Source organism: Acinetobacter corruptisaponis, from assembly GCF_030053775.1.
GTDB lineage: Bacteria > Pseudomonadota > Gammaproteobacteria > Pseudomonadales > Moraxellaceae > Acinetobacter > Acinetobacter corruptisaponis.
Genome location: NZ_CP125670.1, coordinates 155,944 through 178,665, shown reverse-complemented (window position 1 = coordinate 178,665; position 22,722 = coordinate 155,944). Strand labels below are relative to the sequence as shown.

The 22,722-nt window shown below is 36.1% G+C and carries 24 protein-coding genes, 1 pseudogene and 1 other annotated feature; of the genes and pseudogenes, 8 read left to right on the top strand and 17 right to left on the bottom strand.

Annotation, left to right across the window (positions count from 1 at the left end; all coding sequences use genetic code 11):
• Positions 1–30: 30 nt before the first annotated feature.
• Positions 31–423, bottom strand: a complete 393-nt coding sequence (locus tag QLH32_RS19115; RefSeq protein ID WP_044424407.1) for a hypothetical protein — start codon at positions 421–423, stop codon at positions 31–33.
• 231 nt (positions 424–654) lie between these two features.
• On the opposite strand from QLH32_RS19115, the gene QLH32_RS19110 reads away from it, so the two are divergent.
• From QLH32_RS19110 to QLH32_RS19095, 4 genes are read left to right on the top strand one after another with little or no spacing between them, the layout of a single operon-like run.
• The gene (locus QLH32_RS19110) at positions 655–2,523 is read left to right on the top strand and encodes a M23 family metallopeptidase (protein WP_283269467.1); all 1,869 of its coding nucleotides are present in this window, start codon (positions 655–657) and stop codon (positions 2,521–2,523) included.
• A 20-nt stretch (positions 2,524–2,543) separates the two neighbouring features.
• On the top strand, positions 2,544–2,894 hold the full coding sequence (locus QLH32_RS19105) for a hypothetical protein (RefSeq protein ID WP_044424405.1): 351 nt from the start codon (positions 2,544–2,546) through the stop codon (positions 2,892–2,894).
• Between the two features lie 15 nt (positions 2,895–2,909).
• Positions 2,910–3,308, top strand: a complete 399-nt coding sequence (locus QLH32_RS19100) for a hypothetical protein (RefSeq protein ID WP_129262118.1) — start codon at positions 2,910–2,912, stop codon at positions 3,306–3,308.
• A gap of 17 nt (positions 3,309–3,325) precedes the next feature.
• Positions 3,326–3,979: a hypothetical protein gene (locus QLH32_RS19095; protein WP_283269465.1), complete on the top strand. Its 654-nt coding sequence runs from the start codon at positions 3,326–3,328 to the stop codon at positions 3,977–3,979.
• Here QLH32_RS19095 and QLH32_RS19090 read toward each other — a convergent pair.
• The 15 genes and pseudogenes from QLH32_RS19090 to QLH32_RS19020 form a co-directional block, all read right to left on the bottom strand.
• Positions 3,976–5,209 (bottom strand): annotated as a pseudogene (locus tag QLH32_RS19090) (IS3 family transposase). The gene QLH32_RS19095 and the pseudogene QLH32_RS19090 overlap by 4 nt on opposite strands.
• Positions 4,818–4,934 (bottom strand) — a sequence feature (AL1L pseudoknot). (Overlaps the previous pseudogene by 117 nt.)
• A 172-nt stretch (positions 5,210–5,381) precedes the next feature.
• A complete protein-coding gene (locus QLH32_RS19085) occupies positions 5,382–6,272 on the bottom strand; it encodes a ParB/RepB/Spo0J family partition protein (protein ID WP_250734303.1) in 891 nt (296 codons plus the stop codon).
• A gap of 13 nt (positions 6,273–6,285) precedes the next feature.
• The gene (locus QLH32_RS19080; RefSeq protein ID WP_283269464.1) at positions 6,286–7,146 is read right to left on the bottom strand and encodes a ParA family protein; all 861 of its coding nucleotides are present in this window, start codon (positions 7,144–7,146) and stop codon (positions 6,286–6,288) included.
• Between the two features lie 133 nt (positions 7,147–7,279).
• Positions 7,280–7,909 (bottom strand): hypothetical protein, encoded by a 630-nt coding sequence (locus tag QLH32_RS19075; RefSeq protein ID WP_283269462.1) that lies wholly within the window; start codon positions 7,907–7,909, stop codon positions 7,280–7,282.
• A gap of 9 nt (positions 7,910–7,918) precedes the next feature.
• Positions 7,919–8,524 (bottom strand): hypothetical protein, encoded by a 606-nt coding sequence (locus QLH32_RS19070; protein ID WP_283269461.1) that lies wholly within the window; start codon positions 8,522–8,524, stop codon positions 7,919–7,921.
• Positions 8,524–9,453, bottom strand: a complete 930-nt coding sequence (locus QLH32_RS19065) for a hypothetical protein (RefSeq protein ID WP_151711561.1) — start codon at positions 9,451–9,453, stop codon at positions 8,524–8,526. Before QLH32_RS19065 ends, QLH32_RS19070 begins: the two co-directional genes overlap by 1 nt.
• 38 nt (positions 9,454–9,491) lie before the next feature.
• Complete coding sequence (locus QLH32_RS19060) at positions 9,492–9,887, bottom strand: hypothetical protein (RefSeq protein WP_151711562.1); 396 nt, start codon at positions 9,885–9,887, stop codon at positions 9,492–9,494.
• Positions 9,888–9,908: 21 nt separating this feature from the next.
• The gene (locus QLH32_RS19055) at positions 9,909–10,751 is read right to left on the bottom strand and encodes a hypothetical protein (protein ID WP_151711563.1); all 843 of its coding nucleotides are present in this window, start codon (positions 10,749–10,751) and stop codon (positions 9,909–9,911) included.
• Positions 10,752–10,765: 14 nt separating this feature from the next.
• The gene (locus QLH32_RS19050; protein ID WP_151711564.1) at positions 10,766–11,746 is read right to left on the bottom strand and encodes a hypothetical protein; all 981 of its coding nucleotides are present in this window, start codon (positions 11,744–11,746) and stop codon (positions 10,766–10,768) included.
• An 87-nt stretch (positions 11,747–11,833) separates the two neighbouring features.
• On the bottom strand, positions 11,834–13,240 hold the full coding sequence (locus QLH32_RS19045; protein WP_215899245.1) for a secretion/conjugation apparatus DotM-related subunit: 1,407 nt from the start codon (positions 13,238–13,240) through the stop codon (positions 11,834–11,836).
• Positions 13,241–13,254: 14 nt separating this feature from the next.
• Entirely contained in the window at positions 13,255–13,905 is a 651-nt protein-coding gene (locus QLH32_RS19040; RefSeq protein ID WP_151711565.1) for a hypothetical protein, read from the bottom strand.
• 14 nt (positions 13,906–13,919) lie between these two features.
• Entirely contained in the window at positions 13,920–14,966 is a 1,047-nt protein-coding gene (locus QLH32_RS19035) for a ParM/StbA family protein (RefSeq protein WP_225761875.1), read from the bottom strand.
• Positions 14,967–15,268: 302 nt separating this feature from the next.
• Positions 15,269–16,606: an ATPase, T2SS/T4P/T4SS family gene (locus tag QLH32_RS19030; protein ID WP_225761876.1), complete on the bottom strand. Its 1,338-nt coding sequence runs from the start codon at positions 16,604–16,606 to the stop codon at positions 15,269–15,271.
• 13 nt (positions 16,607–16,619) lie between these two features.
• Complete coding sequence (locus QLH32_RS19025; protein ID WP_061403616.1) at positions 16,620–17,453, bottom strand: type IV secretory system conjugative DNA transfer family protein; 834 nt, start codon at positions 17,451–17,453, stop codon at positions 16,620–16,622.
• A gap of 14 nt (positions 17,454–17,467) precedes the next feature.
• A complete protein-coding gene (locus tag QLH32_RS19020; protein WP_209798106.1) occupies positions 17,468–17,938 on the bottom strand; it encodes a DotD/TraH family lipoprotein in 471 nt (156 codons plus the stop codon).
• Between the two features lie 816 nt (positions 17,939–18,754).
• On the opposite strand from QLH32_RS19020, the gene QLH32_RS19015 reads away from it, so the two are divergent.
• The 4 genes from QLH32_RS19015 (at position 18,755) to QLH32_RS19000 (ending at position 21,571) form a co-directional block, all read left to right on the top strand.
• Positions 18,755–20,797 carry an integrase gene (locus QLH32_RS19015; protein WP_283269456.1) on the top strand — a complete coding sequence of 681 codons (2,043 nt, stop codon included), beginning with the start codon at positions 18,755–18,757 and terminating at the stop codon, positions 20,795–20,797.
• A 126-nt stretch (positions 20,798–20,923) separates the two neighbouring features.
• Positions 20,924–21,085, top strand: coding sequence for a hypothetical protein (locus QLH32_RS19010; protein WP_225761878.1), 162 nt, complete (start codon positions 20,924–20,926; stop codon positions 21,083–21,085).
• Positions 21,086–21,123: 38 nt separating this feature from the next.
• Positions 21,124–21,249 carry a hypothetical protein gene (locus tag QLH32_RS19005; protein WP_263975002.1) on the top strand — a complete coding sequence of 42 codons (126 nt, stop codon included), beginning with the start codon at positions 21,124–21,126 and terminating at the stop codon, positions 21,247–21,249.
• 109 nt (positions 21,250–21,358) lie between these two features.
• Positions 21,359–21,571 (top strand): hypothetical protein, encoded by a 213-nt coding sequence (locus tag QLH32_RS19000; protein WP_225761879.1) that lies wholly within the window; start codon positions 21,359–21,361, stop codon positions 21,569–21,571.
• On the opposite strand, the gene QLH32_RS18995 is transcribed toward QLH32_RS19000, so the two are convergent.
• A protein-coding gene (locus tag QLH32_RS18995; RefSeq protein ID WP_100222603.1) for an IS4-like element ISAba33 family transposase occupies positions 21,566–22,656 on the bottom strand; the annotation gives its coding sequence in 2 pieces (ribosomal slippage) (positions 21,566–22,116 and positions 22,116–22,656; 1,092 coding nt in all). The two genes, QLH32_RS19000 and QLH32_RS18995, sit on opposite strands and share 6 nt — an antisense overlap.
• Positions 22,657–22,722 lie beyond the last annotated feature (66 nt).

Here is a 22,722-nt window from a genome sequence, read left to right as displayed (position 1 = left end):
CTTAAGAAACTCTTTTTTTTTTTAACAATGTTATTTGGATGAACTAAGTTTTGCTTTTAAATCATCAATTAAATCATCAAGACGATTAATTGTTGCATTGCCTTTAGAAATATTCAAATAAGCATCATTGAGTTGATTATTCTTTAAATTCAATTCACGTTGAGTGAGTAATAACTGTAATTTAACTCGCTCTAACTCATTTGCGATTTGATTAACATAGTTTTGATCATATAAAACTTCATTTGGTAGAGCTTGACCTAAACTATGGTTATTGTTCCCATTTACAAAATTTCGTATTTTTTGAGCAGCAATAGGTGTTTGAGTATCCATGTATTGCTGATACTCACGTTCTTTTCTATCGAGGACTGATGGATGAAACATTCCACCATCCAAACCGCCCTCAGAGTAAGGAAGATTATTCATGACCATCTCCTTTTTTAATATTTATATACATAAGGTAAGTATAAATAAATCAATATGGTAGTCAATTTTAGAATTGTAAAGGTTTTTTAAAAATTAGATATATCTAAAAAATAAAAACATTATGCTATAAAACTTGCATAATTCAGCAGTTTAGAAGAAAATTGAACACAGAATTAGATATTCAAAATTAGATATTCAGATGGTTTACCACTGAATGATAAAGAGGCATAAATGACAATTTTTAATTCAAAGAAGCAACTTTGCGTTGTTCTCTGTGCTCTGATGTATGGTGATGTCCATGCTTCAATGCAATTTGAATATAATCAGCCAAGTGGTCAGACAGGAAAGCCAACAAATATTGCCATAGGGGAAATGCCCTTATCTGGTAATTTAATTGTTACTACCCGTTTTGGAATGGGGCGTACTAATTCGGATGGATCAGCACGTACACATGCAGGTCTGGATATTGTCAATACTAATGGCGACCATAAACTTTATGCTATTGCTGATGGTACAGTTATAGCAAATGACTGGTTAAATGGTGGCGGTAATTTCATACGAATAAGAAGAAAAGACAATAACGATGTTTATCAATATTTGCACTTGGCAAATCGATCACCAATTAATGTCGGAACAGAAGTAAAAAAAGGGCAATTTATTGGTACGATGGGGAACACGGGTGTATCTCGTGGTACTCATTTACATTTTGACTATGCTGTCCCTCAAAAAGAAAGTACCAGAGCACGTAACGCATGGTTAGGCAATTCCAGTAAGGGAGCTGATGCTAATCCTTTTCAAAACATTCAATCGGTCGGCGCAAACAGAAATGGTTTAAGTGGCTACTATGTTACAGATCCTACGCCTTATCTTAAAGATGATATACCGATTAATGCGAGTGCATATAAGAACTATCTAGGATCAACAATTCGGCAACAATTTAACATTCTTTATGGAGCAAGTTTACCAGTAGGATCTGGTGCATCGCAGCCGAAATTTTCAGGCCTAAAATTTCCTTTACCGCAGGGTTATGGAGCTACTGATGAGCAACTTGCGAAATTAAATATATCGGTTATTGAGGCAAGACAAAAAGCTCTTGAGGATGGAACGATCACTGAGGCGCAGGCCTATGATCCAAACGTCACTTACAGAGAGCTTGAAGACATCTTCAGGGACACTGGCCAGATAGGTGAACAAGAGCCAATTAAAATTGATATTGGTGATGATCAGACGGTTAAAGGGCATATAGAAGATTTAGCGTATAGGCGGTTCTCATCTTCAGGATGGGCACAAGATATTATAAAAGCCTCAAATCGATCATTATGGGTTGAACTTCTTAATATGGAAGTTGCCCGTAATCATATAAAAACTGAATTGATGCGTCAAAATGAACGCATCGAAGCATTACTTGCTGCCTATACCATTGCAAAGGCCAAATATATAGCAGGAAAAGTAGAGGAATTAAGACAGGCAATTGAAAGCGGTCGAAGCATAGCTTTAATTAGTAACTTAGAACTTGAAGATCTTCCTCCTACCGCTTCTGATTATCAACTTGCAACGTCTGTTGTAACTAAACGCAGTGGATCTAAAGCATTAACTCAAGAACAGAAAGATGCAATTATTAGAGTAGCGAAGAATATAGGTGCAAATCCTAATGACTTGGCAGCGGTAATTAGTTTTGAAACAGCAGGTTCATTTAGTACAAATGCACGAAACCCTAAAGGATCTGCAACAGGACTTATTCAATTCATGCAATATACTGACGGCACAGGTAATAAGAATACGCCTAGAAGCCAATGGGACTATTGGGGAATGACTAGAGACCAGTTCGGTGCATTATCATTCTCAGATCAGATGAAATATGTTGAGAAGTACTTTAAGGATCGTGGTTTACGTGAGTCAAAACCAACAAGTTTAGGCCAATTGTATAGTCTAGTCATGGGTGTACCAAGTGGAGGCTATACAATTGCTAGATACCCTGATGTGTTTAGAGATAACCCTGCATGGGATGTGAATGGTGATGGGGTCATCACTGGTGCTGAAGCAGTATCAGGATCTCAATTTAAATCACATATTCGTACCTATTTCCCTGAATATCCATAATTACGAGTAAGGAGAATTTTATGAAAAAAATTGGTTTGATCCTATGTAGTGCTCTCTCTGTAAGCATTTATGCTACCAGTGCTGTTGCGAATACAGGTCTTGATAATCAGTATTATCAAGCTGTTCAGAAATTACAGGACAATCCGTTATCTCTGAATGTTAAAGAGACAGATCAAAAATATATTGGTATTTATACATCAGTTAAAAATACGATGGTTTCTTTGAATGCTCAAAAGAATAGTTCTGTATTTAATCAGTTTAAAAATCAAATTGAGTCTGAATGCAATAAGCTCAAAACGGGATCAGCTGAAAATGTCAGTTCTTCATATTGCAAAGCCAGTCTTAATGCTGCTATTTACGCAAAACTTTAATGTGAGGATGAAAAAATGAAAATACAAACAGTTCTATTTTCTGCGTTGTTATCTGTTTCAACTTTAACATTAGCTAATAATAAGTTTGAGACTGAGTTCAGTAATATTCAGGAAATTAAATATAACTGTGCTGATTCTTCCTATGGTGATGCAATCCAATGTTATGCAGGTATTGAGAAAAAACTAAATGGCTTAGCCGATACAATAAAAGCCTCTAACCCTGCAAAAAGTAAAGATGCAGCATGGAATAATTCGATGAGTGCTGTGAACTCTGTCTACCAAATCTGCAATAAGATAAATGCAATAAATTCTCCAATGGGGGGAGCTGATGCACTTACAGCAGGTGCAGCTTGTAAAGTGGATCTAATCGCTTTGAAACCATATAAGGCAGCAAAACTACTTGAACAGAAATAGTTAAAAAGGATAAGAAAATGTTTAAGATTGGCAACGTACCAGAAGTTGAGAAATTAGATCTCTCCAGTATGCAGAATGATTTTATAAAATCTTTCGTAGATGGATTAGTTGCTGATCGTTTAATCCAAAAGGATTTAGTGATACTAGATCCTTTTGAAGATGATGAGCAATTTCTTTCTTTTCAAATTTACTATCCACAAATTCCTGAAAAAAGAGTAATTATTCAAATTGAAAGACCAAAATCTGTGATTAAAGTCTTTGTTGAAAGTGAGACTTTTTATTCAGGATCGGGTTATGAGTTCCTTATCCATCCTACATCTGCACTACTTACAGCAAAGCACGATGATATTGTAGAGATAGTGCATGGTAAGATCTTTTTCTTGGCATACAATTTGTTGAGACTAGCTGATGGTTATGAGTTTTTTGTTCAAAAGGATAATGAAGTACTCGAAACAAAGCATCCGATGATTGCAATTTATGAAACATTTGTAAGTCCTATAGATCAGAACAGAACAATACTTTTCAATGAACCACATATAGAAACTGAATGTACCGATGTGTTGATTCAAATACGTCCTGATGAGAAGCTTGTATCGATCACTGGAGAGGGAATGTCTTTGGGTAGTATTGAACCGTACCGGGTTTGTCGGAGACTTTTTTATTTAAGTTAGGCCACCTGACCTAACGGGTTAATCTTATCATAGTACATTGCTTCAAACTCAAAAGGCGACACATAACCCAGTGCACTGTGTACACGCTTTTTATTGAACCAATCTACCCAGTTTAGTGTCGCAAGCTGTACATCCGCTAAACCTTGCCAATCTGCTTTTAAATATTCAATCACCTCTGTTTTGTATAAGCCATTCACTGTTTCAGCCAAAGCATTATCGTATGAATCACCAGTCGTACCGACTGATGCTCTTAAATTTGCTGCTTCTAAACGATTGGTATAACGAATCGAAAGATATTGCACACCCCTGTCGGAATGATGAATCACATTCTTTGGCATGCCTCGATCATGCAATGCTTGCTCCAATGCATCGAGCACCATATCTGTATTCATCCGTGTAGATACTTTCCATCCAACAATGGCTCGTGAGAACACATCAATAACAAATGCGGTATATACCCAGCCTGAATGAGTTTGAATATAGGTAAAGTCACCCACCTGAGAAGCATTGCTTCGCAAGGGTTTGGATGATCAGCATTAAAATTACGTTTCACTAAATCATCTGCCCTTTTTTGGTCATCTCGGTTACGGGTGCTTTGTTTATTCTTACCACGCCAAACACCTTGTATACCTAGCTTTTGCATCAATCGAGCAACTGTACAACGTGCAATAACATAACCCTCACGTTTTAATTTTTGCCAGACTTTACGTACACCATATCGACCTGAACTTTCCTTCCAAATTCGTTTAATTTGTTCAGCATGATGCTCATCATGTAGATCTCGTTTCGCTCGATGTTCTGGATTGTCAGCGAGATCTAAAGTTCGGTAATAGGTTGAAGCTGCGATCGGTAAAATCCTACAAATCGCATCAACACCATATCGATCTTTATTGTTATGGATAAAATCCACCATTATTTGTATGGGCGGTCGAGCTCCGCCTCGGCGAAAAAAGCGGCTGCTTTACGTAGAATTTCATTGGCACGCTTTAATTCTTTAATTTCACGTTCCATTTGCTTCATTTTTTCTTGATCAGATATCTGTTGTACTTTAATTGGGTTTTGTTGATCTAAGTATTTTTGATACCAAACACTTAGAGTTTCAGGAGTACAGCCAATTTTAGGAGCAATTGCGGAAACTGCTGCCCAGTTCGATGGATAATCTTTTTCAGATTCAATCAATAATTGAACCGCTCTTTCTCTGATTTCAGGAGTATATTTTAATTTTGTCATCGGGATAGTCTCTCAGAATATTGACTCTCCGACAAACCCGGTACGGTTCAGTATTAAATTGTTAGAGACATTTGTAAGCTTGAGTTACCTATACTCTGATATGGCTGTTGAATATTCTTGTTAATACATTACCTAAAAAAAACCTCCTTTTTACGGAGGTTTTTTTGATATGTTATTTATATTGTTTTTGGATAATTTTAAGATCGTTGATTAACTCTGCCAGATCGTTAAGAACTTCCACTCTTTCTTCCTCATCTTTAATTTTACCTTGAGACAATAATGAAATACGATCAAGACTGTCTTTTCCTTTCACAGTAATATCAATGATGACTTTCTCATTGTAGTCAGGAGCTTTGGTTGTTTCTTTATTCTCTTTTTCCTCATCAATGACAAATTGATTTTTAAGTTTTTTCACTTCTGGCATACCGAGAGATTTACCTGAAGCAGCAAATTTTTCTACCCATTTGATAACTTCATCTGGATGTTCTTTAGAAAGGTTCGCAATCTCATACATGGCCGAAAAGTCTTTACACATTCCTTGATTGTGCATCCACTCAAGATTATCAATGATGCTCTGGTGAACATCTTTTGTTAGCGAAGCAATTTTACTTGTTTTTGCCTCATTAAAGCCTAATGCGAGTCCGATTTGCTTTTGCTTGGCAATTTTGTTGGTGATCAGGCGATTGATACTGTGGCTCAGATCAAAGATTGTCATATCTTTACGCATGACATTAGCAGTCAGCTGATCTAATTCAGAGAATTCAGCTTTAATCACGGCAGGAATCGTTTTTAAACCTGCTCTGAGTGCGTTTCTTCTGCGTCTGTTGCCATCTTTTACAATATAGCGTGTAGAATCATCAGGATGGGGAATAATGACGATAGCCTGCAATATTCCACGATCCTTAATGCTTTCCACCATTTCGTCTTCATCTTTATCTGATAGAAATTTGCGTGGGTTTAACGGATCTTCTTCAATGAGGTGCAAATCCACCTCAATTGACTCCATTGTTTTTGCGCCCTTTTCTTGCTCATTGCTTCCAGTGATAACGTCTAGTAAGTTCATGTTGATTCTCCTATTACTTGTCAGCAGCAAGTTTGAGCTGTTTTGAAATTTGCTTGAAAAGGGTAAAGAATGTCTTTTTGACTGGTCTGGTCGAATTCTTTTGGATATGCCATGTAGCGATCCCAAGCTCAGCTGCTTCTTCGATTACATTTTTTTCCGTGAAATGAAGAATGGAATCATTTTCTAAATAGATAAGGTTTGAAGCCTTTCCATCACGGTTAAGATCTGCCAAAGCAGTTTTTTGTACTTCAGATTTTTTATTTACTAAATTAGGTACTACGCCTCCCAAGATCAGATCAGGGTTCATAGCTTTTTTAATTTTTTGTGCAAAAGCAATATATTCTGAAATACCATCAACGGCATAACTTTTTAATAATGTTGGCATAACAACCAGATGAGATACGGACAAAGGAATAAGCAATAAATTTCCTAAAGTTGGTGGAGTATCAAAAATAATAATTGTTCTATGTTTCAGTAGTTTAGATATGTTTTCTTTAAAAGTAGCCGTTTTTTCAGTATCGATACTGTTGTTAATATTAGCCAATGCTAGATTTGGTTGGAATACAGCAATTGCACCACTATTGATAGATAACTGCGAGTCTGACAATTCATTTAGGAATAGATCCACAGCATTGCCTTTTAAGACTGTGTTCGTATCCGATTTTTTTACATAAGCAGGTAAAGAGGCTTCTTTATTGTATTTTAATAAATGTTTAGAACTATTACCCTGATTATCTAAATCGATCAAGGCAACTTTGTAGCCTTTCTCAGCAAAGAAAAAAGCACAATGAACTGAGAACGTACTCTTACCTACACCACCTTTACTATTACCAATAGCAAGGATTCCTGAATCTTTTGCAGTGATTTTTTCCATCTTTTTATCCTTTTGAAATAGGGTGAACTCATGCACATTGCTCATCCACCACCGATAGTCAAAGAATAACTTAGATGTAAAATTAATGAAAGTATTTTTCTTAAAAAAATTTCATTTATGAAAGATTTTAATTTTATGACTTAATAAATACATCATCAATATTTAGTTCAATGTTATTTAATTGAATGGAATAAAGCGATTTCAGTGTTTCTATTGCATCTGGAAAGAAATCAATTGCACTGCTCAGTTGAGGTTCTATAGAACTCAATGCAATATTAGGAATGGCACGATTCTTCTGCCCATTGATGTAAAATACATTACACCAAGCAGGAAATATGAAGTTTGAATTAACTACTTCAAAAATATTAAGTAGTACACCTTGTAAATTCAGGGGTGAGGCTTGACCAAAAACGTTAGGTGAATTAAGAGTACCTAAACATTGAGAAAATTCAGTAGTTAATGAATTAGGTGAAATATGGTGAATAACATAAATTATTGTTTTATTTGAGTTATTTTTATTTATTTCTTTTTTAAATACTTGATTCCGTAGTAAATAAGATTCTGAATCTATAAATTCTGATGGAGCAATAGCATCATTTTCAATCATTTCATGGTAAACCATGATTGCTTTGTTAAGCATTTCAGAGCAAGCCAAAATATCTCTACGGTGTAAAGGGTTATTTGAATAGGTTAAACGATCTAGTAGTAATCCCTTATCTATTAGGTTACTCCGAAAAACTTCAATAAGAGTGACATAATCCATTTTTCTGGCCTATAGAAAGCGTGTCGTATTCGCTTTGAAATGTTGCTTGGTTATTGCAGTCTTCTGATGAATTACTGGAATTGGACGATCAGAAAAGTGTTCGATTTCAAGCTTGTTGAACCCATTGGAAGATTTCTTAATTTGACCTAAGATCATGTTCTTAAAAGTATCTTTTTTTGAACTTAAATAATCTATGTACATATCGCTTAAGGGGATACTTACAGTCAGACTGCGGATTGAAATTTTATTATCACTTTTGATGTTTTTATTTTCATAATCAAGTGGTGGAAATTTAATGACTAGATAATTTTCTATGAAAGTTACATATTCAATCTGGATCTCATTAAGCCACCAGAAATCTGCTTCCTGACAGAAAAATAGGAAATTTTCTGGATTGTTATCGTCTATACCAAAGGCGAATAAACTTGCTTGTTGGCTAGAAAATTCGATAGAGGAGTAAGGGTTCTTCTTATCGTAAAAATAATTAAAAGAACTTAAAAACCGTAAAAGGTAGAGCCATGCACGTACTTTTAGCGCATTGGATGATGCAATTTCAATCTCATCATCTTTTAGTTCTTCAAGCGCATCGATAATATGAGGAGGTAATGCACTCATTATTTTTGCTCCAATTCTGGTTCAGTTTTTTGTTGGATCAGCTTTTTATGTTCTGTGATGATGTTTTTTAATGCTTTATGCTCACTTATCCCTTTGGATTGAGCTATTTCAATAACCCACTCATAACAAACATTATCCAAGATACGTTCAATTTCAGTTTTGAGCTTTCTACTTCTGGCAGATCGATTGTCATCTAGTAGTAATTTTTCAATATTGGCATACTGACGAAGACGTTTAACATCACATTTGCGAATATCAAGTAACTTACTGATTGAATTATCGTTTGAACCTTGCTTCACGTAATTAACGTACTCATCCAGATTTGAATAAAGCCTTAAAGTTGTGATGATATGTTCATGGCCAGTCACGATGAGACGTTCAACATAAGTTGCTGTCTCTGGATCATCGATGCTGCGATTACCTTGAAAGATCATTTCATCAAAGATTTTCTGGTCATATACATCACAGATGAGCCGAGACTTCTGGCGAGTTGCCTCAATTAGATGTGACGTACCATCGATGTGGAATTGACTTTGAATTTTTGAAAATTCAAGTTTGTTTAAAATTGCTAAAGCAATAATAAATTCCGCAGGCAAGTCGAACTCAAGGTCAAAGTTTTGAGTAATTGCCCGACAATATGACTGAATGGGTAAACGTCTTTCAACAATCCATATTGAGGTATCAAAGAAAGTAATGATCTCAGATATTTGGTCATCACTAAACAGTGGATACTTTTTATCAGAGTTGAGAGGGTTTGCAAGGTTGGACTTTCCACCTTTCAAAAGATAAATACTTTGGTCTTTATTACTTGTAAAGAAACCATCTTCTAACTGTGAAAAGTTAAAGGTTTTAGAGTTTAAAGATATTAAGTTTTTAATATCCTTGTAATATTCCTCTAAAGTAGATTTTCGGCGTTCCTTTCTTTCCATAAGTAACTCATTCAAATAAACTTTTTAAAAATTAAAACTTAATGACGTGTGATTGAAATTGTTTCTATTTCTACACTTGGCTCATTTGGATCAGGTTCTTCTGTTATGAAGAAGTTGTCGGGATTATAGGGATCAGAAGAAGCAAAGTCCTGCTCTTTTTTTGTCTTGGACTCATGAATGTATTTTAAAGCATTCATAAATACATTGTATTCATGTTCATTACAAAGTTCCGTCTCTAATAAGCAAAGCAAATAGCCTTGAATTAACGTATTCCGAGTTTTCACAGACTCAAAATCTTCTATGGGTAAACCCATAAATAAGCAAGTACCAATAGGTTCTGACTTAAAATCAGCTAGATGCTTATTGATATGAGTTAAATTAGGATTTTTTTGGATCAAAGCAGTTAAAAGTTTATCTTGGTCTAGTTCATCCATTTTAGAGTCCTTTTTCTAAACTTAATTAACTTCTTGTAGGCAACCAAGATCGCTTTGAGCTAATTTAGGGACACCCATGCGATCTTGAACTTTAGCAACAACGTCTTCAGCAATTTGTACCTGCTTATCAATCGATGCGTTTGAATAAAGATTCTGTCCGCTTGCTGTTTGGTTGTTTGAGCTGTACTTGTTGGCGAGGGCAAGTGCAACGTAAATTAATAGGATTGCAGTAATTACCATTAACACTAACTGAATAGGGGTAAACGTATAGCCGAACATCGTATAGGTTCTTGGGGTCGCAGGAATTGCTGCTGATCCTACTGGATGATAGTTCTGGCCAGACATCATATTAACGGGATATTTAACTTGAGATCCTAAGTTGTATGCGTCAGAAATTTCATTGAATACTTGTGACCATTGTTCCTCTATATATTGTTTAAGCTCTGCATCATTGTACCAATCTGCATCACCCTTAATGAGTTGGCTTGGATACACTTTTAATTTAACTGAAGCAAGAGTGTATTTTTTAGATTCGAGATTACTTTCCAATACATTAGAAATAAGTACAAATGGTTTGAATGAAGCAGTACGAAATGGAATTTCTTGATCATCAGTTCCATTTTGCTTATCAAAGTTATCGAAGTCGATTCCATAGTCAAACGAGGGGACATTAGGTAATGGAATTGATACTAATTTGGGTGATAAATTCTCAATGGTGCAATTATCTTCAAATTCAATTTTTACAGATAAAATCTTTGCTACATCTTCAGTCGGGTTACTGACAGCATGAATATTTGATTGTGATAATGGTTGATGAGAAGTTGCAGGCACTTTTACTTTCGATTTTTTATTAAATAATTTCATGGCGATAATACCTCTCAGATTTTACCAAAGATCATTTCAAGGATACTTGCATCAGAGAGGCCAGTAGCCATTTTTGGCTGACCAGTCTTTTTGTTTAAGTAGAAAGCGGTTGGTACTGCAATGGTATTACTATTGGTACTTTGTTGAGTTGCTTGCACCAAGAATGCCTGATTCTCATCGATAGCTTTTTTGTCCGCTGCTGTAGCGTCTGGTAGGCCAGTTGTGTCTTTGGAAAATGCTTTATTTAATAGACTTGGATCATGTAATGTTGCAGCTGCAAGCTTATATCCATCATCAGACTGTTTTAGCAATACTGTAGGAATCCATTTGATTGAATATCCCTTTTCAACATATTTGCGTGTAGCACGGTAAGCTTCGTGGCAGTTCGGGCAGCGTGGATCATAAAGTACATATAGAGTGTCAGTATCAGATCCTTTACCCTCTTTTGCACCTTTTAGTTTCGCCAGTACTTCAATTGCAGCAGGAGCAGGTTTATTCCATTCTCCTACTATTTCGGCAAAGTCTACTGATACTTGTTCCTGACCTAACGGTGTACCTAAACCACTTGGATTTTCTGGTGTGCCATTTCCGTATTTTTGCTGTGCAGCTTGGAGAATTGGAAGACTGACGCTATCCATAGTGTTTACATCAAATGCGTTACCTGTGATAACGACTTTTTCATCAGGAGTTGTAAAGACAACTTGAGGTGTACCATTAATAACAATCGTCCAAGCAAGTAGATTACCTTGTATTTTATTGACTTCCGAAATCGTGCCTAGACGTGCCATGTTTGTATGCAGTTCTTTACTGTAGTCCTTGCTCTCAGCTGCTACAGCGTGTTGCTGTGTGCTTGTATTTGAGGCTGTGTCAGTTTTTTTAAGAACTAATAAATAGATGATTGCAAATAAGAAAGCAGCTATCAATAATCCAATGATCAAACTTTTAATTGATAATTGGGATTGATTAGTTTGATTCCCAAGTGTTCTATTAGTCATTTTGAAACCTTTTGGTTGGTTTTATAACAAGATTGAAATAATGATAACTCATTTTAAAAAAAACATATATCCGAAAAATAAATATTTCTATGATGAGACTGTAGCAATTTTTACTGAATCTAAATCCTGAGCTGATTCAATTTGTGGGGTGTGGTGATTGAGATATACATCAGGCTGTTTGTATTTGTATCGCTTAAGAGCTTCATTTAGGCCAAGCCATCCGTAGCTGAAGTCTGGAGATACTTTCTTTCTTTTGTAATAGCATTCTGACGTGTAATGAGAGAAAGCTGCCAATTGTTCAACGAAAACACTTGGTCTACCTACGCTTTGAACTAAAGCCCATAAATTTCGGTCATACATACGCAACCAACGTAATTCGCAGGGTGCGATTACACCTAACATTCGTGCTCTATAAACAGTAGCGATCAGAGCTGTTCTGGCATAGGCATGTTGGCTGAAAATTTCTTGAGCTACTGGATGTTTCCAATATTTAGAAACGGTCTTTTCAAGTTTTTTTCGGTTAAATGACTGGTAACTTCTAGGTTTGAGATTTTGAGGGTTGATAAACTTTTTATCAGTGGTTAGTTGCTTGTACGCTACATGCCAAAAATAATCTAAAACTTGATCCTTATTTTTCAAGATCGACTTAAATTCTTTATCAGACATATTTTCATCAGTGGCACATGCTACTGGTAGGAAGATAGCAAATAAATTAATTTCACCGTCTGTTAAATCTTTTGGTGAATTTAATAAATCGCCTAACTGGATGTACATTTCCTTTTCAAATTGCTTTTCATCAAGTAACGGATATACATCATCTTTGGGTGAAGAACCAAAATTCTGTTCATCGTTGAAATCTGCAATAGACTCAATTTCATATTTTCTAAAACCAGATACGAGCTTGTATTCCAGAACAAATTCTCTTGGAGAAAGCATTAATCTGTAAAAGCCTTTATCGTTTGGAACTTTCGATTGAACGAAATATGAAATGTACTTAAGGTGAGGGTAGAGTACGCTTAATTCGAGAATTAACGATTCAAGGTCGTGGTCTTTGACGTAACGAGTGTCAGGAATATCAACAAGATTTTTACTATGTTTGTACCAGACATATCCAATCAGTGCTCCTGCAATCAACATGGATGGAAACAGGTTGTTGATATAGTAAAAATTAAAAGGAATTGCTTTTATATTGACTGTGCAATTCATTAAAGGGTTTAAGTAATGGTTGGGATCTGGATAACACAATTTGCTGATTGTATTGGTTGTAAAATTCAATACTGAAGCATCACTATTGGTGATCTTCTTGATTAATAGCTGCAAATACCAGAATGGAAGTTCAATGATACCAAATAGGGTTCGAGTAATTTTAACTATAGCTACACTGCCATAGTGCCATGCTCCCCAAAAGAAGCCCACAGTGACGAATATAATTGCACCTACGATGATCAATGTATCTGTACTTGAATCTGAGGTTCTGTGATTATGTTGATTCATGGTTTACCTAAACCCTAAGCAATAGAGATATGATTCCAGTCATCTGATGGAGTGACATCATTTTCTGTTTTGGTTTCTTCTAAGTGGATCTGCTGCACAGCAACAATTTCATCTGTATCAAGTTGCTCTGTATAACTATTAATCAGCAAAGCGGTTTGTAGATTTTCGTGGTTAAAGCTTGCACTCATAACAATAGTGTTACGTTTGAATTCTTCATCTCTCATTAGGTCAATGAATAGATTTAGAAAAGATCCACAACCTAATTGGAAAACTTCATTTTCCAATTTTGCTGTGGCAATTGGATCTTTTCGGATCTCCAAAGCTGTAAAGTATTGCGAGATCATGTAGGCCAGATAGTTTGACATTTCATACAGTGCTGACAGACAGTAAATTTCTCTATCCGTCTGCTTGCGTTCAGATAAAAATTTGACCATTACTTCACTATTAAAATTAAGTGTCACTTTATCTTTGCTGCTGCCAAGAAAACCCACGATATTACTAACTGAACTTTTTGTGGGATGAGTGAAAAAGTAATAGATTAGGTGACTGTATAATTTGCCTGCATCAAAATCATTGACTTTTAAAAAGGACAAAAGAAATTCCCTTTGTCTTGTTGGCAATTTGTCTAAACTAACCGAAACTCTTAATCTGTGAAGTTGAGGCATAGCTACACCTCAAGTTAGATTCTTGCCATAAACGCAGCACATTTATACATGCCTCTTGCGTTTGCGAATTCAGGATCTTTTACGATCTGGATGTTGTTGTATTCAAGTTTATTGGTAAGTTGTTCACCTAGTGTGATAGAACCGCCACCAACAAGCAGAACTGCACCTAGATCCTTTCCGTCTCTCACATGCACTTTAACTTTATTGACGATCTGCTCAATAACCTTGTCTTTGGCTTGGGTAATTAGGTCTGATACATCATGGCTCTCTTTACCTATTGATAAAGTGCCAGATTCTAATGCTTTATTTAGTCGCCAATCTGATATGTCTGTTGACATTTTCAACTTTGCTTTAATGTTTTGATTGAGTATAGATTTAAGGGTAATGATCCCAACATCCAGTGTTCCACAACGAGAGGTTTGCATTGTTCCACCTTGAGGATTAATTACGGCAATATCAGTGGTACGTCCACCAATATCAATCACGGCACATCCTCCCTCAAATAAGTCATCATACAGATCGGTTTTTTTCCCTTTATCTGTCATGAGTGCATCAAAGTAGGCACATTGCGCTTCAGATAAAACTATATGTTTAGTGATTGAAATAGGATCTAAATTATTAGACGCTTCATAAAGGTTAAAGACAGATTTATCACGCAGATTAATCATCAGGTTTTTTGTTTTATTATTGATTAATTCAATATTTTTCGTTCCGTCCTGCCCACCATAGAAACGGTTCAAAGGCAGTCCAGTGGCAATTTTAAATTCACGATAGTCCTTGCCGAAAGCCTTATCCAAAGCTTGATATACGAGTGCAATATTGGCCTCACTGACTGGATAATCTTCAGTACGTGTGTCGATATGCTCTGAGCAAAACTCATCAACAGTATATTTATTTCCATTTACGCTGATGATCTTTCTATTTACATCATCAGGATCGCCCATGATAGTTGCGCCAATTGCTACACGGGACGGCATTCTGAATTGAATGGCTAACTCACCATTGTAGATCTTAATTCCATCATGGCCATCATCTACGCCAACAACTAATGTTTTACTCATAAAATTCTCCAATGTCTTAAAATCTTATCTTCTTTTGGGTGTCTTAACTTTCCCAAATAGGAAACACCGAATGTATTGAAATACGAATGAATAGGGGATCTTCCAAATATTCTCGATGCAATAGCAAATAGGTAGTGCAATGATCGCTCCATATAAAATAAAGCTAACTTTATTGAAGAACATTGCACCAAGAACAATGAAAAACAGTACTAAAACGTTGATTTTATAAAGTTGAGGAATGAGCCTTGTCTTACCCCAATCCATATAACTGTTATTTTTTTCTTCCATTAAACTCTCCTATGCTATGCAAGTAGTGCATCAAAACCTGCCTGCGTAATTCTATTTTCAGCAAGTAGTTTATGAGCCTGTACTTCAAAATTAGGTGATGAAAATGCCGTACCAGTTGGCTGATTCATAACTGAGCGTATTTCTTTAACCACACCCGAAAAACCATCATCACTAATTGCTATGTCAAGTAACTTGCTTCTGAAATCTTTGGTCATAAACAATGTTTCTCTTACAGCCATTTGTTTACCATCAATAGTTTCAACCAGACGTTGAGCAATTAAGGCATGAGCTGTAGCGATTGTTTCTGTGAGTTTTCGGTTTTGCTGCTCTTTTGGAACAAGAGCCAAAATACGAGGTAAGATATTTGCCACATCATTACTGTGAACAGTAGAAAGTACGGGGTGGCCTGTTTGTGACAGTTCAATTGCAGCAGAAAATGACTCTTGATCCCGTAATTCACCCACCAACAATAATGCAGGCTTACGTCTCATGGCTTCTCTTACAGCGAGTGCAAAAGAAGAAAAATGCTCTGGTACTTGGCTTTGAGAAATAACCGAATGTCTACTTTGAATCTCGTTGTAACGGAACTCAATTGGTTCTTCGATTGTGATGATGTTGCCTTGAATGTGAGTATCTTCTTCAAGTATGTAGCGGATGAATGAAGAAAGTGTTGTAGATTTTCCCGAACCTGTTTCACCTGCCATGTATACAATCCCAATACGAGGGATACACTTCAGTAGATATTCTAGTTCAACACCAATATCTGAATATTTAGGTGGTTTTGATGGGATCAAGCGCATTACGATCTGGAATGAGGTATTACCCGTGAGATCCATACATGCTGAAATATTACAGCGAAATACAACTTTATTGCGGTCAACAGCAATAACGTTGGTATTACCATTTTCACTATCTTCTGCCACAAATCCTCCTATACCCTCAGAGGAGTTAGGGTCGAACAAGGAGCATGAGTAAGCGAAATTAAGGCCAATGCCTCGTCTGATTGAAGAAAGTGCCTCAGAACCGTTAATTGTTGTGAGGAAACAATCTAATTCGATCCCCTTAATATTCGTATATGTCAGAGCATAGAGCCTGCCATATCTACGAATAAGAATAGGGCGACCAGACAAGGCAAAAATATCACTGGCTTTAAAGTGCTCGGCAATGGTTAAAATTTTTCGTACATCAGTTTCAGATGTAAGTTCAAAATTATCAACACGGATGGTGTCATGCAGAAGCATTTCATAACCATGCTTTTTGAGCACTTTTTCAGGAATCGTAGCTACATTCCCTGACTGATAATAGCTATCAGGAATATCAATTACTTCCTGTTCAGGCAGTTCAGTAGGCATACTATTATCCATACTATTGAGTCTCGATAGCTACAGGGGTATCAGATTCACTTACTGTAGAAGTTTGGACAGGTTGTTTAACTTCTGACCGTGAAACAATCGAAAGAGTATTGGCTTTCCAATACGATGGATCATTAACGAATCGAGGTAACTCGGTAATCTGGAAGTTTGACTGATTAAGCATCAGGGCATTTCCACCACCTGCGAGAGAAATGTTTGTTCTCGCAATTACAGGCATCGTTATTTTGCCGTTCATTCGGAATTGATGGAACTTCAGCATCCCGATAAAAGTTTGATTTAATCGATTAAGTTGATGTGAAAAGATGGCATCAGCTTCTTTGACACCATCCTCTATTCCACGATCCATAGCATTTTGAAATGCTTTCTTTTCCTGTTGGTTCTTCGGTTTAAGTTCGTTCGGTAATGAATCGACTCCCACCTGATAAGACTCAACATTAAAGTTTAAATAGTCTCTCCAGTTTGGTGGTAAATGAGAAAAACGGGCATTCTCTTTAATTTCGTAACGTGTACCCAAGACGGAGAAAGTCCGTGCATTGCCTACATCACTAATATTGTGTGCCTCAACAATGACAGGCGGTACAACAATTGTATTGATCATTAAAGGTTGAAAGTTATAAACCGTATCTAATTTGCGGTCGTTCGCTTTAACAACATTAGAAATTTCTTGAAGACGAGCACGTAGAGCGTTACGGGTTGCAGCTTCTCGTACAATCGTTTGAATTGCTTCAACACGAGCTGTGTTTTCAGCTTGTTTTGCTGAATCTGATTGAGAAACAATAATTGGCGTTTGTTCTAAGTAGAACTGATAATTCGGTAAGTCAGCCATTACGAATCCCCCTTTTAATGATGGATTAATGTGATGGTTTTAGACTGCGAATCAAATTCAACAGTTGCAGCGTTACCTAATTGGAGTGCTGTATCTTTTACAAGATCTGCACCTGTCATTTTGCGTTTATGGAAATTGACAATAGGTAGTTGGCGAATGTTGCCTGCTTCAATGAAACGATAACCAAATCTGTAAGCCACACTTTGAAGTAGGGTTTGTGAATCCCCTACAAAGTCCACAACCAATACATCTTTATTGATGTTTGAATTAGTGATGGCAAGGTTATCTAAGTATTGGCGTTGAGTCAGGGCGTAAGTCTGTTGTTCTGCTACAGCATCCTGAGCAGCTTTACTTAATACACCTAATGGTGATTCAACATCAAATTTTGGTGAGGGTACATAGTAGTAACTCTGACAGCCTGTTAAAGCTAATACTACTGAGAATGTTGAAAAGAGCTTCAACATGGACATTGGTACTTTTTTCATGTGTACACCATTTTTGATTCTATAATTGTTAGCCAAGTGCAACCGAGCATCTTGGTAAGCTAAGTATAAATTCTAAATTTTAAAAAATATATAGTATTAAAAAATAAAAATCTTTGACCTCAAAGTATGGCATATCAAATGCTCATGGTGTTTTCTTCGATACTTTATGACCTCAAAACCATGTCAATTTATTTCAAAAAACTCGAAATTAGGTACGTAACATTGAAATCTTAGGCGTAATAATTACGAAATCTCTGCCATTTATTATTTTTGTATAGCAGAACAATGCAATTAACATTCAATAAAAACCAAAATTTTATTCGTTACTAAATTTTGAGAACAATAAGGGACAATAAAGGACAAATTGAATTTAATTTTAATAAGAAATGAGAATGAAACAATTATACAAATATAAATATTTCTAATAATTATTGATTGATCTCTTAAGTCTCAATTTTATAATCAGTTATTCTGATATTTTAAAAAATAAATTTATTAAAGTAAAAATATAAAAATTTATAAGTTATTCAATTTGAATTTTAATTTTTAAACCAATGCAAATAATAAAAAAGAAAATAATTTTTTTTGCGTAACCGTGATAACAGATGATTCGAGAACAAAGAATACTTTTTTAAAGTAATCTTAGGTATGATTGTGCAAGCAATCGTAGATTAAAAATTGGGTAACGAGCGAGCAGTTGATAAATTGACTGTCTTTTGAGCCTATACCTCTTTTGAAACGATTGATGATTGGGCGCATGATAAGCTCAATTTTTTGAACATTAAGATCACTGGTTGGCTTAAGGTAGAACAAAATATGACCGTAAACTCAGAATATGATATTAAAGCACAAGCGTATCCAAAAAGTATTAAAGGACTCGTTGAACGAGCGCAAAATTATTCAAATAGAACTGCTTTAAGATATACGAACGTTTGGAATAAATTATTAAACAAATACGGCGAAAAAGATAATATTGTCAATAATCCAGAAGCAGCCATAAATAATGTGGTTAATAACCTCATAGCTGAATATTCTAATAATGAGTATAGAGACTCAACCTTTAGGCAGTATCGAGCTGCTGTCATTTACAGATTGAGCGTAATCCTGTTGGAGCAGGGTAGAACAGGAAATAAAATCTTATCTTTGCCCAAAGCAGCACGTTTTTTTGAAAGTTTGAAAAATGTAGAACGTATTAACACAGATCAAAAGCAACCGAAAAGATCCAGTAGCAGCAAACTGAAATATTTTCCTAAAGACCTCTATGAGCATGTTGGGAAGACGCAAAACGAGGTTATAGGATCTAAATTGGGCGTGATGCTTAAGTGCTTTCTTGAAGCTAATATGTTGCTAGGCTTGAGACCTGTAGAGTGGCTAAGTTTAAGATTGGCATGTGATGTAGAAAAGAAGTGCTTATGTTTAGTTGTCGATAATGGCAAGCATTCAAATGGTAGGGCGAATGGTGAAATACGGATACTGGATCTGCTTGAAGACGATCGGGAAAAATTAAAAAGCCAGTTAAGAATAATTCTAGGGTTTAAGAAGCTACTGGACAAAGAACTAGAAAACAAAGCACGAAAGATACTTAGCCAATTAAGCGCAGATACAGGTGAGCAATACAAACTCTATATATCTAGTAGAGAACCTGATGAGTTTTTATATGAATATTATGGTGTGAATAGCCAACGAGCCACCATTAACGAAGATCCCAATAACGGAGATCCCATTAACGGAACAAAGACCACTAACGGTATAAATGGGTCAGAGGCACACGGCGATAATTTGAGTGGTGATTCCATCAACGGAGATCCCATTAACGGAATTAAAACCAAAGACGGAATACATGGTCTAGGTGCGCACGGCGATATTTTGAATAGGTCTTCCGATAACGGAGAGACCATCAACGGAATTAATACTGGAGACGGAATTGCAGGAGACGTAGCCAATCACGGCGCACAAAATAGAACAATAGGTGACGCAGCCATAAATAGCGCACGGCGTTCTGAGCTGCAAGGAGTGACCGCCAACGGTACAGATACCATTAACGGAATTAATCCAGTAGACGGAAGCAATAGCGAAAGCGGAAGAAAATCGCACGGCGAGGACGGTCTAGGAGATACCGACAACGGAATAAATCCAGACAACGGTAAAAATCCAGTAGACGGAAGTAATGGGCAAGTTGATTCCCAACAAAGCGATAAAACTTTCAGCCGATCTGAAACTATCAGTCAATTAGAAACTTTCAGTCAATTAGAAACTTTCAGTCAAAATGAAATAATCAGTCCAGAACTTAAGCAACTAGACACGGCGCACGATGATTCAGTGAATACCGTATCTGGTGGAAATACAGTAGACGGTTTGGATTCCGAGAACGGAAATAACGCCGTCTTGTTCAAGGCATTAAATACAGCAGTGATTGAAAGTTATGTGGATAAGCACGGCGCAATCCAATATGCGTTATGCCAAGCCTATATGGATTCACTCCAAAGCAAGCTTTATCGTATATGTAATGAGTTCTATAAAAATAAAAAGCTAGGCTTGGTTGAGGAAATAGAGGCAAATAAAGCGAACGCAACTATTTACAGCACACGCCATCAAGCCGTAGCTAATCGAAAGAAAGCCAAGTGGAAGCTTGATGAAATTGCTGCATGGTTTGGACATGCAAGTATAGAGACTGCTTCAAGGCATTATGGTAGGGCAGGACGAGCATGGGGGGAGTTGCCTTATTACAGGCCATCTCGTTCAAGTATTGAAATGGTTCGAGTACGTGAGGCGGTATTGGAGCAAAGCAAAACGCCTATGTCGGATCAAGAGTTAATTAATCAAGTTGTGTCTGAAGACTACTTAGATGGTCTTTTATGATTTTTAAAAAATGAATATATGTATTTTTTAAAAATATGATAGATTATTCTTAATCAGTAAATTAACTAGGTAGGAATTCAGGTGAATTTAGAACCCGAACCATTAGTAAGTATTAATGGTGTTCAATTGACAAATGCTCAAACAGTTGCACTCCGTGTGGCAGTCTCTAATTATCTAACTGATTTGCAAGATACTGATCTTGGTGATGATCCGCACGGTAAGGCAGTGACTAAACTTTATTTGGCTAGGCTGCAAGAAGTAATTGAGCTGATGCACGGCGCAAATTAACTTTCATTAATGAAAGTTTTATGTTCAAGGATCAGCTTATGATTAATAGAAATAATCTTTCTGGTGAAATCTCATTTGGTTGCATCATGTGTGATGAATCAGATGATATTGTTGCGATTGCCTTAAAGAATCAAGTTCTTATGGCATGGGCTATAGAGCAGTGAATAACGGCCTTGAATCAAATGCTATTCATTACGATGGTAATTTGAAAGAGATTTATGAGGAGGGTTACGTGTGTGGTCGTAATGCACGGGCTAAACATGGAGAATCAAAATGAATAATATTCTAGATTTTGCAGCCAAAATCCATAAACAATTTTTTATCGGTGGTTTAGTTGTATTTGTTATTTTAGTGATTCTTATGTCATTAAATATAGATATAAACTATTTATTGATTCTGCTCGGACTCATCTTATCTTTCTTTACGGGGGGATTGGTGATTAATAATCTCTATATAAGAAGACTCTGTACACGACAAATTTCATAGGGCCCTTGTCCTATCAGGCTTTTTCTTTCTTAAAATTGCGAGCACTTTCTTAAATTCTTCTTTTTTTCCAAAACCAATCAAACGTAGAATAGCCATTTGAACATAGTCCAAACCGTAGCGAAATAAACTTACTGAAAGTCGTCCATGCTTCTTTATTTTTATCGCTTTTTTTCGATCATGTTGCCATTCACCTGTTAAATAGCACCAACAGAAACCGATAGCTAGCACTGCTATCAATTTCTTGACTCGTCCAGGGTCTGTTAAACGAGTATTTTCAAGATTGAATCCACGTCCTTTGAGACAACTAAATAAGGTTTCGATTTCCCAACGTAATGCATAATCACGAATAGCAGAAGCATTAAACATAGGAGAAACAACAAGTAAAAGTTCCCCATCTTCTAATCGTAGCGCACTAATATACAGTTTCACTCGACCAACCCAAATACGTCGTTTACGACATTCAGTTTGACCAACTTGAAGATGACGAAATAAATCACTAATTTTATGATTCCTGGCTAAGTGATTGGTCACAATAAAGTTTTTTTAACACGTATACAGAAGTTGATGTCATTTTCAATTAACCATGTAAACCATTTCTCACCGATAAATTCTCTGTCTGCGAACACATTCACAATACGGTCTTTACCAAAAATAGAGATAAAGCGTTGAATCAAAGCAATACGCTCTTTTGTATCTGAATTTCCACGTTTATTGAGCAATGTCCAAACAATAGGTATCGCTATTCCACGATAGACGATGGCTAACATCAAGATATTGATATCTCGTTTTCCCCATTTCCAATTGGTTCTATCTAAAGTCAGTTGCACTTTGTCGAATGAAAACATATTGAAAATCAACTGAGAAATTTGACGATAATCAAAATACTGACCTGCAAAGAAGCGTTGTATACGTCGATAAAATGATTGTGGTAAGCACTTGATGGGTAAGGCTTTAGATGCAGAAGAAAGATTACATGTCTGTTTTACAATTAATGCAATCATAATCAGTGTAAAACATTTTACATGTGACTTGTTCCACTTTAGATATTTGTTTAAGATGAGATGTAACTCATTGAAATGTGTCATCATATTCGTCGTCAGAAAACAAGTATTATGCCATTATTTCAATGAGTTATCTTTTTTGTCGTGTAC

Bases quoted from the DNA above. Each gene is read 5' to 3' on its own strand.
- QLH32_RS19115 (WP_044424407.1), bottom strand. From the start codon at position 423: ATGAATAATCTTCCTTACTCTGAGGGCGGTTTGGATGGTGGAATGTTT.
- QLH32_RS19110 (WP_283269467.1), top strand. From the start codon at position 655: ATGACAATTTTTAATTCAAAGAAGCAACTTTGCGTTGTTCTCTGTGCT.
- QLH32_RS19105 (WP_044424405.1), top strand. From the start codon at position 2,544: ATGAAAAAAATTGGTTTGATCCTATGTAGTGCTCTCTCTGTAAGCATT.
- QLH32_RS19100 (WP_129262118.1), top strand. From the start codon at position 2,910: ATGAAAATACAAACAGTTCTATTTTCTGCGTTGTTATCTGTTTCAACT.
- QLH32_RS19095 (WP_283269465.1), top strand. From the start codon at position 3,326: ATGTTTAAGATTGGCAACGTACCAGAAGTTGAGAAATTAGATCTCTCC.
- QLH32_RS19085 (WP_250734303.1), bottom strand. From the start codon at position 6,272: ATGAACTTACTAGACGTTATCACTGGAAGCAATGAGCAAGAAAAGGGC.
- QLH32_RS19080 (WP_283269464.1), bottom strand. From the start codon at position 7,146: ATGGAAAAAATCACTGCAAAAGATTCAGGAATCCTTGCTATTGGTAAT.
- QLH32_RS19075 (WP_283269462.1), bottom strand. From the start codon at position 7,909: ATGGATTATGTCACTCTTATTGAAGTTTTTCGGAGTAACCTAATAGAT.
- QLH32_RS19070 (WP_283269461.1), bottom strand. From the start codon at position 8,524: ATGAGTGCATTACCTCCTCATATTATCGATGCGCTTGAAGAACTAAAA.
- QLH32_RS19065 (WP_151711561.1), bottom strand. From the start codon at position 9,453: ATGGAAAGAAAGGAACGCCGAAAATCTACTTTAGAGGAATATTACAAG.
- QLH32_RS19060 (WP_151711562.1), bottom strand. From the start codon at position 9,887: ATGGATGAACTAGACCAAGATAAACTTTTAACTGCTTTGATCCAAAAA.
- QLH32_RS19055 (WP_151711563.1), bottom strand. From the start codon at position 10,751: ATGAAATTATTTAATAAAAAATCGAAAGTAAAAGTGCCTGCAACTTCT.
- QLH32_RS19050 (WP_151711564.1), bottom strand. From the start codon at position 11,746: ATGACTAATAGAACACTTGGGAATCAAACTAATCAATCCCAATTATCA.
- QLH32_RS19045 (WP_215899245.1), bottom strand. From the start codon at position 13,240: ATGAATCAACATAATCACAGAACCTCAGATTCAAGTACAGATACATTG.
- QLH32_RS19040 (WP_151711565.1), bottom strand. From the start codon at position 13,905: ATGCCTCAACTTCACAGATTAAGAGTTTCGGTTAGTTTAGACAAATTG.
- QLH32_RS19035 (WP_225761875.1), bottom strand. From the start codon at position 14,966: ATGAGTAAAACATTAGTTGTTGGCGTAGATGATGGCCATGATGGAATT.
- QLH32_RS19030 (WP_225761876.1), bottom strand. From the start codon at position 16,606: ATGCCTACTGAACTGCCTGAACAGGAAGTAATTGATATTCCTGATAGC.
- QLH32_RS19025 (WP_061403616.1), bottom strand. From the start codon at position 17,453: ATGGCTGACTTACCGAATTATCAGTTCTACTTAGAACAAACGCCAATT.
- QLH32_RS19020 (WP_209798106.1), bottom strand. From the start codon at position 17,938: ATGAAAAAAGTACCAATGTCCATGTTGAAGCTCTTTTCAACATTCTCA.
- QLH32_RS19015 (WP_283269456.1), top strand. From the start codon at position 18,755: ATGACCGTAAACTCAGAATATGATATTAAAGCACAAGCGTATCCAAAA.
- QLH32_RS19005 (WP_263975002.1), top strand. From the start codon at position 21,124: ATGATTAATAGAAATAATCTTTCTGGTGAAATCTCATTTGGTTGCATC.
- QLH32_RS19000 (WP_225761879.1), top strand. From the start codon at position 21,359: ATGAATAATATTCTAGATTTTGCAGCCAAAATCCATAAACAATTTTTT.